Here is a 14,049-nt window from a genome sequence, read left to right on the forward strand (position 1 = left end):
ATAGGATAAAAGTGGTCAGCAATATCAATGGCCGGCCTACACTTGTCAAACACCCAAATTGAGTCGAATTCTTTCCAACAGACTCAGCGGCGCACGGGCACGCAGTGCAGGCTCAAGCTCCTCAACGATACGCTGGCCGATGCGTGCAAAGCTGAACTGACTGACCGCCAGCTCCTGACCGTTGCGCGCGATACGCTGCGCCAGTTGCGGGTCGCTGCGCAGAATGGCCAGCTTTTCCTGAAGCTGTGCAATGTCCCGATACAACACCACGTTGTGCATATCCTGCAAGCCCAGCGCTTGGCATTCCGCGGCACCCTGATCATAGGCTAGCAAGACACAGCCACAGGCCATGGCTTCGAAGTTCTTGATCATGAATTCGCCCATGCCGACGTCCGCACTGACGAAAAATCGAATGCGGTTAAGCGTATCGCGGTACTCCTCGCCGGACTTGGTACGAGTGACAACCAGGGGTTCGACACTCGCCAGCTCATCGAGCAGCGCCTTGCGGCCGCTATAGGCAACGCTGTTGGTACTGCCAACGAACGCCAGCTCGATATCCCGCTCGCGCCCTTGATCTTCAAGCTGCGTCTGGTCGTAGCCCTTGGGAACGAACACTGCATCGAAGCCCTCCGAACGCAGGCGCTCGGTGACAACGAAACCGGAACTGATGACTCGCGCCCACGGCAATCGACGGTAGTGCGCACTGAACTTACCGGTGTACTTGCAAGGAATGTAGTTCTGGTAGGCATCGTGCTCGAGGATGACCAGGTTGGGAATCGTACGGATAAATCCGACCTGGCGGATCTCCTGCTTGAACCGCAGGAAAAACACGATCCGGTCGTACCGGGACACGTCGACTTCACGCCGGAAATAACTGCGCAGGTTGCGCTGTTCCTTGCTGCTCAACCACCGCAAGTCGCACTCGCAATGAGCCGCCACCCCGTCGTACAGACGGTCCAGGATGGCCCGCTGATCTTTCTGCACCAGAAATAGAACTTTCATCGTCTTCCTTGCCACAACAGGCAAATGGAGCAACACCTGAAACCGGACCTGCCCTCAGACGGCCGACCTTCAGGCCCATGACACCTTATAAACGCCAAAACAGTTCCTGGCGTCGCACAGCCTTGCGAAAAAATTCATTTTCGCCGTAACGCGAACCGGCCCGGCCCGCCAGAAACCGCTGCAACCCACGCCGCAAGCGACGCTTGAATGGCGGCGGCGGTTGCAGGTCGTGCATCATCGCCAATGCCATTGCCTTGTCACGCTGCTGAGCCAGGGAAAGCTGCAGGCAGTAGGGATGCATCTGCTGACCAAGATCGAACACGGGAGGAAGGGCAATAGCGGTGCCGGTGTCACCCATCGGCCAGCGATCGTTGTCATGAAGGTGATTGGCATAGCCCAACAGCGTCGGTTGCCAATCAAGCCCCTTTAGCGCTTCGAGCACTGCTGCCTGCGCACAAAAATGATCGGGATGGGGATCAAGGGTCGGGTGCGGCAATACGATTACCTCAGGCCGGGCACGCAGCAGCAGGGCTTGCAGATCTGCCAGCAGGTTGTTCCAGGTTGGCGCGCCATCGACATCGCCCGGCAGGCCAAACGGGTTCAATTGGCGAAATACCCGGGTGTCGTGCAAATCCGCTTCCCGCGAGCCTATCGGCTTGGCGGGCGATGCCTGCATGGCTTCCAGTTGCAAGCAGAAATAGCCCAACTGCACGCAATGGTCTGACGGCACTCCCGCCCAGCGCGGCACGGCAATACTGTCCCAGGCACGCAAACGGCCTTTCAGGCGCGCCGCCTCGACCTTGTTCATGCCCATGCGTTGATAATGTTCGGCTTCGATTTCACCGGCGGTGAGCGTCACGATCCAGGCTTCATCTGCCTGACTGTACAAACCGTAAGCCGCGAGCTCGGCATCATCGGCATGCGGGGCGATGACCATCACCCGTTGACGGCGAAAGTCCGGATGTTCAAAAGCCCACAACACAGGCTCACCCTGTAGCCGGCAGAATCTCCCACGCAGGCGCAACTCACCGCGCGACAGCACCTGGGCCTGGCCGCTGAGGTTGAGGTAACGCAGGCCGTCCACTCCCCGTTCGAAGGTCTGCCGGTCAGGGCTGTCGCCCCCCGTCAACTCGACCACTGGATCGAAGAAACGTCCCAGCCACGTGCTTTTTACCTTGAGGGCCAGCACCAGCGTCGCGTCGTCGACCAGCATGACGCCCTCATCCAGGCGCAGGTGCTCCCCGTTCAGGTGAACCTTGGGCTGCGGGGTGTAGGGCGTAAAGGTGTACTGATAGTCGTCTTTGGCGCTATAGAACAGGTGATCGGCAAACCAGGCTTCGTGGGCCACCCAGCCCACCAGCGCAAGCACCAGTGGCAACCACCACACCACCAGGATGCCGGACAGGATCAACAGCACCAGCGCCACCAGCAGACCGATGCGTTTATTGCGCCGATGGCGCTTGAGCAATTGCTGTTTGCGGGTCATGGCTTGACTCATACGGTGTAGACCGGCACAGGGTTGCACCAGCGATCCTTGTATTCCCGGTCGGCACGGCCAAAGGAAAAGCGCAGGGGCTTGTCCAGTGCCCTGGCGTGCTCCCAGGCGCTTTGGGTGTTGAGAAAACTCAGTACGCTACCGGGACTGAACTCGCGGGTTTCGGGATCGACACCGCCATTGATGTATTCAACGCTGATCCATTGCGGCGTCTCAACGCGATAAACCAGTTGAATGGCGATGGCGGCATCATTGAGGAAGATCACCGAACCGATCAGAAACTCGCGCAACAACTCGATGACCTCGGCCATGCGTTCGGCACCGGTTGCCGGGAAACCCCAGCGACGCAGGAACAAATCACAATAGATCGCGCCCAGCTCCTGACTGGAAAACTCGGAAACCGCTCGCACGACGCCACCCGCTTCCTCCAGCAACCTGAGTTCGCGACGCTGGTTGTAGCGAAATTTCTTCGACAACTCTTCGGGCGTGCGGGCCATGGCCAGTTGTTCGGCCTGCAGCCTGATACCGGTGAAACGGTTTTCGTTGAGCGCCGACAAGTAGCGGCCACGATGGCGCAAAGGTGCCTGGGCATCGGTGGCAGCCGGCAGGATGATTTCGGCATTGCCGAGGTCGAACAAGCCCTTCTTGCCGTGACGCTTGAGCACGTCCTTGGACAAGGCAAGGTCGCGCCCCCAGGTCGGAATCGCCGCCTTGATTTCGCCGCCTTGCTCCCACGCCAGGTATCGCACTGGGATGTCGGCGAGCCGCGCCAGGCGCTCGACCACCAGCGGGTGAGTGGCGACGCTGCCGCCATAACGCTGCCAGGCCTCGGCATAAGTCGAGGCATCGGATAGCGACCAGCCGCGTTCGCGCCAGCCTTGAAATCGGTTGAGCATCAGCCCCTCTGTGCCAGTTCGGTAACGTGCGGCAAGTGCCAGAAAGCATCGCGCACCGCGCGGTCGGAGAAGCGTTCACGCAGGCGCTCAAGCATCAACTCGGCGCACTGGCGACGTTGCTGCTCGTCCATTGCGGCCAGATGTTGCAGGCCTTGAGCCAAGTGCTCGGCATCGCCCAAGGGAAACAGGATACCAACGCCTTCGACCACTTCCTTGGCTCCGCCACAGGCCGTTGCGAGCAATGGCACGCCCGCCGCCATGGCTTCGAGCAGCACCATGCCGAATGGTTCATGATCGGAACTGAGGGCAAACACATCGAAAGCGCTGAAATACCGCCGGGCCTCAGGGACCTGACCAAGGAACAGCACCCGGTTGCCAATCCCCAACTCGAGAGCCTGGGCCTTCAAATCCTGTTCCAGACGACCGCTACCCAAAATGACCAGTTGGCTGTTGGCCGGCAACCCGGGGAGCGCCTTGGCAAAACCTTCCAGCAACGTGGCTTGATCCTTGTCCGGGTGCAGACGACCGACGTTGCCGACGATCCAGGCATCCGCAGACAGGCCGAGGGTCTCGCGCGCCTCGCGAGCCGACACCTGGCTAGCCTGCAAAGCCGGTACATCGATCCGGTTATAGAGCGTCTGGATCCTTGCCGCCGGCCACTTCGGCAGGCATTGGCGCATGTCGTCACGCACGGCATCGGACACCCCGAGCAGGCTCAGGCGCTTGCGGAAAATATGCGCGAAGAGCTTGCGTGTGCCGCGCTTGTAATCGTCAAACGCATGGTGCACGCCAATCACCGGCAACGAGGTGCCGAGCAAGGCGATGTAGATCGGCTTGAAGCGATGGGCAATGCAGAAACTGAAATTGCGCGAAGCGGCGATCTTGCGCAGATCGCCAATGGCGCCCAGCTTCAGGCCACGAATGGCCTTGGAGCTGTACTCCATGAACAACACTTCATCCGAGGCGCAACCCGCGGCCACCTCGGCATCGGCGACCCCGGTCAGAAACACCGTGGTCACGCGATAGCCGGTGCCCGCGAACAGGCTGGCGTACTGCCGGGCGCAGTCCAGGAACGGCCCGTCATAGCCGTGACAAAACTGCAGCACATGGCGTTCAGCCGAGCGTGTCATAGGTGTCCGCGCCCTCTTTGACCACCAGGATGTCTTCCATGATCAGATACTGTAGATCCGAACCGAAGAACATGTTCAAGGCGTCCGTCGGCGAGCAGATCATCGGTTCGCCACGACGGTTGAGCGAGGTGTTCAGCGACACGCCGTTACCCGTCAGGTTTTCCAGTGCCTTCATCATGTCGTAGTAGCGTGGGTTGTATTCACGCTTGAGCACCTGGGCCCGGGACGTGCCGTCTTCGTGAACGACTTCCGGCACGCGGGTTTTCCATTCTTCAGCCACTTCGAAAGTGAAGGTCATGAACGGCGCCGGGTGATCGATCTTGATCATCTGCGGTGCGACGGTGTCGAGCATCGACGGGCAGAAAGGCCTCCAGCGCTCGCGGAACTTGATCTGGTGGTTGATGCGGTCGGCCACGCCGGCCACGCTCGGGCAACCGATGATCGAACGACCGCCCAGTGCACGCGGACCGAACTCCATGCGGCCCTGGAACCAGGCCACCGGGTTGCCGTCGACCATGATCTTGGCGATCTGCTCGGGCATGTTGTCGAGCTTGCGCCACGTTGGTTTGTTCTCGTGACGAGCACAGGCCGCGATCACGTCTTCGTTGCTGTACGACGGACCGAGGTAAACGTGTTCCATCTTCTCGACAGGTACGCCACGGGCATGGGACACATACGCTGCCGCGCCCACCGCAGTACCGGCGTCGCCGGACGCCGGCTGCACGAACAGCTCCTTGACGTCGTCGCGAGCGATGATTTTCTGGTTGAGCTTGACGTTCAGCGCACAACCACCGGCGTAGGCCAGCTTGCCGGTTTCCTTGAGCACGTCGCCCAGGTAATGGTCGATCATCTGCAAGGCAATTTTTTCAAACAGCGCTTGAATGCTGGCGGCGTAGTGAATGTAAGGCTCGTCGGCGATGTCGCCTTCGCGCTTTGGACCCAGCCACTCGATCAGCTTCGGCGAGAAGTAGTAACCCTTGCCCTTTTCTTTGTAACGACGCAGCCCGATAACGTTGGCGTAGTCGGTGTTGATGACCAGCTCACCGTTTTCGAACGAAGCCAGGCGCGAGAAATCATATTTGCTGGCGTCGCCGTACGGCGCCATGCCCATGACCTTGAACTCACCGTCAAGCATGTCGAAACCGAGGAACTCGGTGATCGCGCCATACAGGCCGCCGAGAGAGTCCGGATCGAAAAATTCCTTGATCTTGTGGATCTTGCCGTTTTCGCCATATCCGAAGAAGGTCGTGGCGTACTCGCCCTTGCCGTCGATGCCCAGGATCGCGGTTTTCTCTTTGAAACCGGAACAGTGATAGGCGCTGGAGGCGTGGGCCAGGTGGTGTTCAACCGGCTCGATCTTGATCTTCTTCGGATCAAAACCCAGTTGCTCCAGGCACCAGACGATCTTGTTGCGATAGCGCTTGTAGCGACGGTTACCCATCAGGATCGCGTCGAGTGCGCGGTCCGGGGCGTACCAGTATCGCTTGGCGTACTGCCACCGCGCCTTGCCGAACAGGCTGATCGGTGCGAACGGAATCGCTACCACGTCAACGTCGGAAGGCTTGATGCCGGCCTGTTCCAGGCAGAACTTCGCCGACTCGTAGGGCATGCGGTTCTTTGCATGTTTATCGCGTACGAAGCGCTCTTCTTCCGCCGCCGCGACCAGCTTGCCGTCGATGTACAGGGCTGCGGAAGGATCATGGCTAAGGGCGCCGGACAGGCCAAGAATCGTCAATGCCACAGGGGTCTAGCCTCTTTAGTCTGCGTGCAGGCGCAATGCGCCTCAAAAATTAATGTGCCCTCGCAACGGGCGAGAGACAGCTAAAGGGCGGGATTATAGCTTAAAAGCAGCTTCAAGCCTCTAGCGGCAAGCTGCAAGCGAGAGCGGGGTTGACCGTGCCGTTGGTTATTCGGGTGCTGGCCGCCAGTAAATGCTGATATTGCCATCCGTGCCCTGCCGGTAAATCGTATACGGCAAGACAACGGTATCCAGCACGCCAGTCAATACCAGGTCCACCAAAACGAGCGGGACGTAGATACCCGTTGGATCGGGCGGCGCATTCAGCACACAAAAATCGTAGGCCAGGCCGCTGTACACCCGAGGAATGGACTGACAATAGGTTTTTTGCCGTCGAAGCCCGTGGGCCGCGTCGGCATCGTCCTGAAACACCGTTGCGACCGTCCCGCACCCTGTCAAAGCCAGTGAAATGAAACCTGATACAACTAGCGTCTTGATCGTCAAAGCTTGCCCTCCGTAAGCGTCAGGCAAACTAGCATCGCGGTCATTCAGGCCACAGTTCATGGCTTCTCAAAATCATGTAGGACCGTTCGCAGGAACTTGTCCGCTAATCTCTCGAAGGGGTTCAGGCAGCGCCAGAGACGTCCTTGGGTAGACGCTGATCGATGACCTGATAGAGCGCGCTATTCTCGGGCCAATTACGCATGAACCGCGCCCGATCCCGAGCATACGCCGGCGCGAAGCTGGCGAGCGAGCCATGCTGGCACATCGAATCCAGATCGATCAGCGCCCAACGATCCTGCTGCCAGAACAGATTGTGGCCCTTGAAGTCGCCGTGGCTGATGCGCTCGCGAATCAGTTCGGCGAACAGGTGATCCAGCGCCAGCAACTCGGTCTCAGGAGCATGGCCGCTATCGATGTACGGCGCGAATCGCTCGATGATGTCTGGCCCCGGCAGATGCTCGGTGATCAGATAGGCACGACCGCGCAACCCGAGAAAACGCTTTTCCTGCACCGCCAGCGGCTTGGGCGTGGCGATGCCGAGGAATGCCAGGCGATTGCCCTCGCGCCAGGAGTGCCAGGCACGGCTCGGGCGCCAGAAGCGCTTGAGCCAGTGGGCGAAACCCTTGATGTTGTAGCGCTTGATCACCAGCGTACGTCCGTCCACCTCAACCTTGCCGACGCTCGCCGCGCCGCCGGTCTTGTACAGATGCCCCTGATCCAGCAAGGCATCAGCCTGGGCCAATACCGGTAGCATTGCCGCCTCTTCCTCGCGACGGATCGCCCGCAAGCCGAACGCACCGCGCTGGACGCTGAACAGCGTGCATTCGCGACCGGTCTTGATCAGGAAGTCCTTCAGGCGCCAGCTGCGAACCTTGTCGACCTGTTTTTGCAGCGCCTCCATGGGCAGGGCATGCTCGCCGTTGCTCAGCAGGTAGTACACCAGCAATTCTTCGGTGAACGGCTCCAGCGACTTGGGCAACTGGGCGAAAAACACCCCGAGGTTTTCCAGGACCTTCTGGCGCGAGAGTGGCTGGCCCGCCGTTTCGCTGCAGATCCCGGCGCCATCGATCAAATACAGTCGATTGCCCTGGCGCAACAGGTTGTCCAGGTGCAGGTCTTCTTGCCACAAACCTTTGCGATGCATCTGGCCGATCGCACCCAAGGCTTGCGCCAGCACGGCTGACTGCTCGTCGGCCAGCACCGGCAGGCCTTCCACCTGCTGCCAGGCATCGCCCAGGCTCTGGGCACCCTCAAGGAACTCAAACAGCAGCCAGCCACCCTCGCCGTCCTTCAGGCCATCAGCCAACAGGAGTGGCGTGGTCAGGCCTTGGGCGGAGAGCAATCGCACGCCGTCCAACTCGCGCTGGAAATTCCGTGCTGCCTTGTTGCCAACCAGCAACTTGGCCAGCACTGGCCGACCGCGCCAGACACCGGCACCGACATAACGCTGTCCAGGCAATACCCGCAACAGGGTCAGCAACTGCAACTGCGCCGGCCCGGCAGCATCGGCCAGTGAAAGACTGATGGGCAGGCTCGGCTGACGGCCAGCGTTTTTCAGCTCGGACAAATGCATCAGCGCTTCTCCTTATGGCTACGTCGCGCGGTCAGGCGCGCCAGCCAGCTATCGATCAGCGTGCTGTCCTGAGATTGATCCAGATAGGCGGCCAGCAGAATGCGCAGCTGCGCCTCGCTCCATTCCGGCGCCCGACGTAACAGCGGCTCCAGGTCCTTGACCCGATCCCGCTGGCCGAACAGCAGTGGCCGAGTCTTTTCCAGATCGATCAGTTGCGCCTGATAGCCGTCACCGGTGGCGCACAGGAAAATATGCTTGGGGTAAAAACAGCCATGCACCTGACGCTTGCCGTGCAGGTGCCGCGCCAGTTTTCCGCAGGCTTGAAGTATCGCCACATGTTGCGCCTCGCCGAGGTCCGACCAGCGCTGCAGCAGCGAATCCAGGTCATCCCAGCCGTCCAGGGCGCGAGTGAGGAGAATCGCCCGGACTTCGCCGTCGACCTTGCGCTCACCGAAAAACGCCGCTTTCAGCGCTGGAATGCCGAGCTTTTCGTAGCGGCTGATGTTACGAAACTCCCTGGCAAAACTCGGCTCGCCAAAGGGCGCGTGCAAGGTATGCATCTGGTAGTTGCTCTGACGCTTGAGGTAGAAACCCTGACCCTCCAGATCCAGTCGAAACACGCTGCTCCAGCCTCCACGCAAGGTGTTGGGTTCGTCCACGGCATCGAGCTGCCGGGCCCAGAGCGCATCGAAAGTACCGAGGCCGTGGCGCTCAAGCAGCGCACGGTCTTCAGCGGCCAGGAAATCAGTCATTCGCGTCCCTCGAAAAATCTCACCACATGCCGGATGCGCTTTTTATCGGCGGCATTGAGCCGGCTGCACTGGCGGTATTGCAGGTAAAAACGCAGGCGCTGGGTAGCCGACAGTTGATACTTGGCGACCTTGTCCAGGCAGGCCAAGTCCTTGGTGATTCGGTATTTGAGCCAGAAACCGCTCCAGAAATCACCGTTGGGGCAGTCGATCAGGAACAGGCGGGCCTGATCGTCGACCAGCAGGTTGCGCCACTTCAAATCGTTATGGGTAAAGTGATGTTCGTGCATTGTGCGGGTGTAGCTGGCCAGTTGTCGGCTGATGCTGTCGACCCAGGCGCGGTCCGCCAGTTTCGCATCGTGCCGCTCGGCCAGTGCCGACAGGTCTTCTGTATGTGGCAGTTCGCGAGTGATCATCGCCCCACGATCGTACGCCGCACCGCGTCGCTCCAGGCCCCAGGCCACTACCTCGGCGGTGGGGATGCCCCACTTGGCGAAACGCTTGAGGTTCTGCCACTCCATTTTCACCCGTGGCTTACCCAGGTAGCGCCGCAAGCCCTTGCCCGCCCCCACGTAGCGTTTGACGTAATAGTTGACGCCATTGCGCTGGACGCGAATGACCTCCGACAACGGATCGCGGGTCAGGCGCTCACCTTGCAGCGCAAACACGGCATCAAGGCTGCCGAAGTCTTCTGCCAGATCGTTGTAAGCAGGCTCAAGCCTCCAGCCCGCCATCAGAGCGCGTCCCCGTATCGCTGTTTACGCTCGTAAAGCTTGTTGGCCTTGCCTTCGAGCCAGCTCAGCAGCCCGGCTTCTTCGCTCAAGACCTGGCGCAGCGGCTGCTGGAAATAGCCCTTGAGAAAACGCAGCTTGTCGCGTCGGGTCAGGCCGATATCCAGAGCGGAAAAATACAGCGCCGCCAGATCCTTGTTACGCCAGCGCGCGGTGATCGTCGGACGGGTCTGGGCGCGGTGCAGGTCGATCACCGAGAGTTTGAAATCGTCCGCGGTCACCGGCTTGTCGGTGTGCAACAGGAAGTGGCAGATGTAACAGTCACGGTGGTTTACCCCGGCACGGTGCATCATGCCGGTCATGCGCGCCACTTCGGCAATCAGCGCACGCTTGAGTTTTGGCTCGGGCGGCTGCTTGATCCAGTTGATGCTGTAATCTTCGAGACTGACAGTCGGCGCCAGCTCTTCGGTGACGATGAACGAATGCTGGTCCGCCGGGTTGCTGCCCTTCTCGCCATAAGCGACGGCGGTCATGGTCGGCACGCCGACTTCCTGCAGGCGTTGGATGGCCTTCCATTCCTGGCCAGCCCCCAGCACCGGCAACTTGGCAGTGAGCAGGTTCTTGAAGATTTCGCCCCAGCCGATGCCACGGTGGATTTTCACGAAAAACCCGTTGCCGTTCACTTCGGTACGCAGCGTGCGGCGAGCCTCAAGCTCCCGGTATACCTCGCCCTGCAAGCCCTCGACTTCGGCGAACGGATCGCGTCCGGCCCAGAGGCTCTTGAACGGTTCAGCCAGCATCAACTTCATTTAAGCGTGCTCCGCCAGAATCACATCGGCCGCGTGCTGCGGCATGCTGTAGAGGTCGGCCGTCTCGGCGAAGGCCAAACCGTTGCGGCTCCAGGCCGCCCTTGCTTGAGCGTCGTTCAGCATACCGGTCAGGTACTGGGTCAGCTGGGCTTGATCGAACGGCTCGTCCAGCACCAGGCCAGCGTCGGCCTCGGCGATGTAATGGGCGTACCCGCATACCGCACTGACCAGCACCGGCAACCCAGCCACCAGCGCTTCGAGCAGCACGGTGCCGGTGTTTTCGTTGTAGGCCGGGTGGATCAACAGATCGGCGCCCAACAGGAAACGCGGTATATCGCTGCGACCCTTGAGGAACGTCACGTTGTCGCCGAGCCCCAGCGTGGCGCTCTGCATCTGGAATATCTTGGGGTCGTCCTGGCCAATTACAAACAGCCGGGTGCGCTTCTTCAGATCAGCGGGCAACCCGGCCAGGGCCTTGAGACTGCGATCCACGCCCTTGGTCTTGAACCCGGAGCCGATCTGGACCAGCAGCAAGTCATCGTCCTTTAGATTGAATTCAGCGCGGAACCCGGCGCGAATTTCGTCCGCATCCGCCGGCCGGCGACGATCCTGGGCAATACCCGGCGGCAGCAGGTGGAAGCGCTCCAGTGGCGTGCCGTAATGCTTGATGAATAGCGGTTGCTGGACCTCGGAAATCATCAACACTTCAGTCTTGGCGTCCTTGGCGAACACCGCGCGCTCGTACTCGGCGAAATGGCGGTAGCGGCCCCAGCGCCGATACAGCGAATTGCGCAGGTTTTGCGCCTTGTCTTCGAAACAGCCGTCAGCGGCGTAGTAGACGTCCAAACCCGGCATCTTGTTGAAGCCGATCAAACGGTCCACCGGACGCTTGGCCAGGTCCGCTTCCATCCATTCGCTGAGCTTTTCGTTGCGCCGATGGTTGAAGAATGCCTTGACCGGCGCCACGAGTACCTCGAAACCCGGTGGCACCTCGCCTTCCCAGATCAGCGTGTAGACGCGAATCTGGTGCCCGCGCTTCTGGCACTCCAGGGCGATGCGCATGAAATCTCGCTGCAGGCCACCAAAGGGAAAGTACTTGTACAGGACAAATGCCAATTGCATCAGCGCAGCTCCTCAGCCAGTAACAACGTGCTCAGTCGGCTCGCGACACGCTCGGGATTCAGACGCGTGAAGCACAATGGCCACTCGCGTTTCAGGTCAAACCGATTGGCATCTTCGGCCGTCGGTTGATAAGTGCATTTTTTTTGCAAACACGGTGCGCAGGGGAAGTCGCTGGCCATGTGAATCTGCGACTTGCCGTAGGCCCCGGTCAGGCCCGGATTGGTCGGGCCGAACAGCGACAGCGTTGGCACCTCAAGGGCTGCGGCCAGATGACCGAGGCCAGTGTCCACCGCCACGCAGGCTTGCGCGCCGGCCAGCACCTTGCCGACCCCGGCCAGATTCAGCTTGGGCAAAACCTCGGCGTGCTTGAAGCCGGCAGCGATACGCTCGGCACGGGCCTTTTCCGCGCCGTTGCCCCAGGGAAGTTTCACGCCCACGCCAAGGTAACCGACCCGTTCGGTCAGCTCGCGCCAGTAGGCTTCGGGCCAGTGCTTGGTGTCCCAGGTGGTGCCATGCAGGAACACCACATAGGGGTTCTTGCGCGGCAATTCCACCAGGCGCTCGACACTCAGGCCGTAGTCACCCAGCCCCTTGGGCAAGTCATAACCCAGGGCGATGGCGAACAACTGACGCACCCGCTCTACCGCATGCTGACCGCGGGCAACCGCCAGCCGCCGGTTATAGAAACGCGCGGCGACGGGTTCACGCGCCGAACCTTTATCGAGGCCGGCCACCGGGGCTTTCACATACCGGGTCAGCAGAGCGCTTTTGAGCAGGCCCTGGGCATCGATGACCAGATCGTATTTCGTGGCGCGAAGGCTCTGCTTGAAGCGCTTCCATTCGCCACTCTTGATGGTCTGCCAGAGGTTCTTGCGCCAGCGACGGATCGCCACCGGAATCACCTTGCCCACCGCCGGGTGCCAGGTCGGAATTTCGGCGAAGCCTTCTTCCACCACCCAGTCAAAGGTGATGCCGGGGATGGCCCGCGAGGCGTCGGTCAGCGCCGGCAGCGCATGAATCACGTCGCCCAGCGATGAAGTCTTGATCAGCAATACCCGCAAACTATTTGACCTCGACCACAGTGCCCTGCAAACGCTGCAAGGCTTCGTTCACCGCCTGCGGCATCAGTTGGCGCAGGCAGTTGTAATGGCCGAAACGGCAGGTGCGGTCGAAGCATGGGCTGCATTCGATGCCCAGGCGCACGATCTCGACATGTTCGGCCAAGGGAGGCGTGAAGCCCGGTGACGTCGAGCCATAGACTGCCACCAGCGGGCGGTTCAGCGCGGCGGCAACGTGCATCAGGCCAGAGTCGTTGGACACCACCGAATCGGCGCAGGACAGCAAATCGATGGCCTCGGCCAACGAGGTGCCGCCACTGAGGTTCACCGACTCTTCACGCAAGCCGGGAATCAACCGCGAACGGATGTCTTCACCCACGGCGTGATCGTTTTTCGAACCGAACAGCCAGACTTGCCAGCCCTCGCGAATCTTCGCTTCGGCCACCTTGGCGTAATGCTCGGACGGCCAACGCTTGGACTCGCCGAACTCGGCACCGGGGCACAGCGCCAACACCGGGCGGTCGAGGGTCAGGCCAAACTTGGCCAATGCCGCCTCGCGAGTCACCGGGTCGATCCGCAGGCTCGGGCGCGGGTAAGGCTTGGGCAGCTCAAGGCCTGGCTCGTAGGCCAGGGCCATGAAGCGCTCGATCATCAACGGGTAACGCTCTTTATCCAGCGTGCGTACGTCGTTGAGCAGGCCGTAGCGGAACTCACCACGCCAGCCGGTACGCTTGGGGATGCCGGCGAAGAACGGCACCAGTGCCGACTTCAGGGAATTGGGCAACAGGATCGCCTGGTCGTACTGGCCGGCCAGGGATTTGCCGATGCGCCGACGCGTCGCCAACTCCAGTGCGCCGTGGCCGAGCGGGAAGCTCAAGGCCTGGCGAACTTCGGGCATGCGCTCAAGAATCGGCCGGCTCCACTCGGGGGCCAGCACGTCGATTTCGCATTGCGGGTGGCGTTGCTTGAGACACTGAAACAGTGTCTGCGCCATCACCATGTCACCGACCCAACTGGGCCCAACGATCAGAATTTTCATGTGGTTTCCATAAACGAACCGGGGAGGCCTACGCCTCCCCGCCTCGAGAATCACTGCTGGGGCATGCATGCTTGCGATGGGTCATTACCTTCAACATTACTGTCGACTGTCACTCCGCTATCGCGAGCAGGCTCGCTCCTACATTGGGTCTTGGTGTACTTCAATCTGCCAAACTACGCAGATCTACTGTGGGAGCGGGCTTG

13 protein-coding genes are annotated in these 14,049 nt (G+C 60.6%); all 13 read right to left on the minus strand.

What is annotated here, in order from left to right:
• Positions 1 to 45 precede the first annotated feature (45 nt).
• A complete protein-coding gene (locus PSUM_RS20700; protein WP_020796227.1) occupies positions 46 to 1,002 on the minus strand; it encodes a glycosyltransferase family protein in 957 nt (318 codons plus the stop codon).
• Positions 1,003 to 1,087: 85 nt separating this feature from the next.
• Entirely contained in the window at positions 1,088 to 2,488 is a 1,401-nt protein-coding gene (locus PSUM_RS20705) for a PIG-L deacetylase family protein (RefSeq protein WP_033039393.1), read from the minus strand.
• A gap of 8 nt (positions 2,489 to 2,496) precedes the next feature.
• Positions 2,497 to 3,393: an antimicrobial resistance protein Mig-14 gene (locus PSUM_RS20710; RefSeq protein ID WP_020796225.1), complete on the minus strand. Its 897-nt coding sequence runs from the start codon at positions 3,391 to 3,393 to the stop codon at positions 2,497 to 2,499.
• On the minus strand, positions 3,393 to 4,523 hold the full coding sequence (locus PSUM_RS20715; RefSeq protein WP_020796224.1) for a glycosyltransferase: 1,131 nt from the start codon (positions 4,521 to 4,523) through the stop codon (positions 3,393 to 3,395). The genes PSUM_RS20710 and PSUM_RS20715 overlap by 1 nt, the downstream gene beginning before the upstream one ends.
• Positions 4,507 to 6,264, minus strand: a complete 1,758-nt coding sequence (locus tag PSUM_RS20720; RefSeq protein ID WP_020796222.1) for a carbamoyltransferase family protein — start codon at positions 6,262 to 6,264, stop codon at positions 4,507 to 4,509. Before PSUM_RS20720 ends, PSUM_RS20715 begins: the two co-directional genes overlap by 17 nt.
• A gap of 165 nt (positions 6,265 to 6,429) precedes the next feature.
• Entirely contained in the window at positions 6,430 to 6,765 is a 336-nt protein-coding gene (locus tag PSUM_RS20725; protein ID WP_080725275.1) for a YceK/YidQ family lipoprotein, read from the minus strand.
• Positions 6,766 to 6,886: 121 nt separating this feature from the next.
• Positions 6,887 to 8,338: a lipopolysaccharide kinase InaA family protein gene (locus PSUM_RS20730; RefSeq protein WP_083350044.1), complete on the minus strand. Its 1,452-nt coding sequence runs from the start codon at positions 8,336 to 8,338 to the stop codon at positions 6,887 to 6,889.
• Positions 8,338 to 9,090 carry a lipopolysaccharide kinase InaA family protein gene (locus PSUM_RS20735; RefSeq protein ID WP_020796219.1) on the minus strand — a complete coding sequence of 251 codons (753 nt, stop codon included), beginning with the start codon at positions 9,088 to 9,090 and terminating at the stop codon, positions 8,338 to 8,340. The genes PSUM_RS20730 and PSUM_RS20735 overlap by 1 nt, the downstream gene beginning before the upstream one ends.
• A complete protein-coding gene (locus PSUM_RS20740; protein WP_020796218.1) occupies positions 9,087 to 9,821 on the minus strand; it encodes a lipopolysaccharide kinase InaA family protein in 735 nt (244 codons plus the stop codon). The genes PSUM_RS20735 and PSUM_RS20740 overlap by 4 nt, the downstream gene beginning before the upstream one ends.
• The gene (gene rfaP / locus PSUM_RS20745; protein ID WP_020796217.1) at positions 9,821 to 10,627 is read right to left on the minus strand and encodes a lipopolysaccharide core heptose(I) kinase RfaP; all 807 of its coding nucleotides are present in this window, start codon (positions 10,625 to 10,627) and stop codon (positions 9,821 to 9,823) included. The genes PSUM_RS20740 and rfaP overlap by 1 nt, the downstream gene beginning before the upstream one ends.
• Complete coding sequence (locus PSUM_RS20750) at positions 10,628 to 11,749, minus strand: glycosyltransferase family 4 protein (protein ID WP_020796216.1); 1,122 nt, start codon at positions 11,747 to 11,749, stop codon at positions 10,628 to 10,630.
• Positions 11,749 to 12,810, minus strand: a complete 1,062-nt coding sequence (gene waaC / locus PSUM_RS20755) for a lipopolysaccharide heptosyltransferase I (RefSeq protein WP_083350043.1) — start codon at positions 12,808 to 12,810, stop codon at positions 11,749 to 11,751. Before waaC ends, PSUM_RS20750 begins: the two co-directional genes overlap by 1 nt.
• Position 12,811: 1 nt before the next feature.
• Positions 12,812 to 13,846 (minus strand): lipopolysaccharide heptosyltransferase II, encoded by a 1,035-nt coding sequence (gene waaF, locus PSUM_RS20760; protein WP_020796214.1) that lies wholly within the window; start codon positions 13,844 to 13,846, stop codon positions 12,812 to 12,814.
• Positions 13,847 to 14,049 lie beyond the last annotated feature (203 nt).

The organism is Pseudomonas umsongensis, from assembly GCF_002236105.1.
Taxonomy (GTDB): domain Bacteria; phylum Pseudomonadota; class Gammaproteobacteria; order Pseudomonadales; family Pseudomonadaceae; genus Aquipseudomonas; species Aquipseudomonas umsongensis.

What these genes read in the sequence shown, in the direction of transcription:
- PSUM_RS20750 (WP_020796216.1), bottom strand. Translation starts at nt 11,749, where the DNA reads ATGCAATTGGCATTTGTCCTGTACAAGTACTTTCCCTTTGGTGGCCTG.
- PSUM_RS20735 (WP_020796219.1), bottom strand. Translation starts at nt 9,090, where the DNA reads ATGACTGATTTCCTGGCCGCTGAAGACCGTGCGCTGCTTGAGCGCCAC.
- PSUM_RS20730 (WP_083350044.1), bottom strand. Translation starts at nt 8,338, where the DNA reads ATGCATTTGTCCGAGCTGAAAAACGCTGGCCGTCAGCCGAGCCTGCCC.
- rfaP (WP_020796217.1), bottom strand. Translation starts at nt 10,627, where the DNA reads ATGAAGTTGATGCTGGCTGAACCGTTCAAGAGCCTCTGGGCCGGACGC.
- PSUM_RS20740 (WP_020796218.1), bottom strand. Translation starts at nt 9,821, where the DNA reads ATGGCGGGCTGGAGGCTTGAGCCTGCTTACAACGATCTGGCAGAAGAC.
- PSUM_RS20700 (WP_020796227.1), bottom strand. Translation starts at nt 1,002, where the DNA reads ATGAAAGTTCTATTTCTGGTGCAGAAAGATCAGCGGGCCATCCTGGAC.
- PSUM_RS20715 (WP_020796224.1), bottom strand. Translation starts at nt 4,523, where the DNA reads ATGACACGCTCGGCTGAACGCCATGTGCTGCAGTTTTGTCACGGCTAT.
- PSUM_RS20710 (WP_020796225.1), bottom strand. Translation starts at nt 3,393, where the DNA reads ATGCTCAACCGATTTCAAGGCTGGCGCGAACGCGGCTGGTCGCTATCC.
- waaF (WP_020796214.1), bottom strand. Translation starts at nt 13,846, where the DNA reads ATGAAAATTCTGATCGTTGGGCCCAGTTGGGTCGGTGACATGGTGATG.
- PSUM_RS20705 (WP_033039393.1), bottom strand. Translation starts at nt 2,488, where the DNA reads ATGACCCGCAAACAGCAATTGCTCAAGCGCCATCGGCGCAATAAACGC.